The following is a 1166-nucleotide window of genomic DNA, read 5'->3' on the forward strand; positions in this document are numbered from 1 at the left end:
TATCCCCAGCACGCGTTCCGCTTCCAGTATCAGATGTCCGATTGGGAAACCATCCGCCTGCTGATGGAGCAGGAGGGGTTGTATTCCTATTTCCTTCCCGGCAAGTTCGGCGAGATGGTGGTGTTTGGCGATGACATTGACCATTACCTCTACAAGCCTGAATTGCGGGTGCCGTATCGCGAGACGGCGGGATTGGAGGCTGGTGTCGAAGCGGTCATCGGCCTTCGTACTATTGCGAAAACTGTCCCCGCATCGTTCCTCGTGGCGGACTACAACCCCGACCTGGCGTGGGAGCCGCTGAAGGGCGAAGCCAACGTCGCGAGGAAGGACAAGACCACCTACGGCCAGCCGTATGTCTTCGGCACCCATCACCTGGATTTCGAAGGCGCCAAATGGGAAGCCCAGCTTCGGCATGAGGCGGCTGTGGCTTCCCAGGTGGTCTACGAGGGCGAGAGCAATGTGCTGGAACTGCGTCCGGCACGGATTCTGCGGATGGACCTTGCGCTGGCCGACGCGCCGAATGGGCAGGTCATCACCGAGGTCATCCACACCGGCGCGCGCGATGCGGCGTATCGCAATACCTTCAAGTCGATCCCGTCGGATCGACGGTTCCGGCTGCCGCTGGACGAGGCCAAGTGGCCGAAGATCCAGGGCACGCTGAGTGCGCGCATTACCTCCCCGAGCCAATATCAATATGCCTACCTGACCCAGCAGGGTTATTACACCGTCCGTTTCGACTTCGATTTCGAGGACTGGCCCGGCGGTGGCGAATGCGTGCCGCTGCGATTGGCCAAGCCGTTTGCCGGGGCGCTGCAAACAGGATTTCACTTTCCGCTGATCGACGGCACCGAAGCGGCTATCGCGTTTCGGGACGGTAATCCCAATAAGCCGTACATCGCCCATGTCCACCATAACAGTCGCCAGACGGATCTGATTACCAACCACGATCGGTGGCTGTCCCGCAACGTTATCCGTACGCAAAGCGATAACAAGCTTGAGTTCGAGGATTGGGAGGGGCAGGAGCACGTCAAGCTGTCCACCGAGCATTCCGGCAAATCCCAGCTGACGCTTGGCCATATGGTCGACGGGAAGTGGAAGCGGCGGGGGGAGGGGTTCGAACTCAGGACGTCTGGCTGGGGGGCCATCCGGGGCGGCAAGGGGTTGTT

Annotated in this window: 1 protein-coding gene; it reads left to right on the plus strand. The window is 60.5% G+C overall.

Going from position 1 to position 1166, the window contains the following annotated elements:
• A partial coding sequence (locus AC1EJR_RS27265) for a type VI secretion system Vgr family protein (RefSeq protein WP_477147854.1) occupies nucleotides 1–1166 on the plus strand: 1166 nt, incomplete at both ends.

The sequence above is a fragment of the Cupriavidus sp. 05T42 genome (assembly GCF_056396345.1).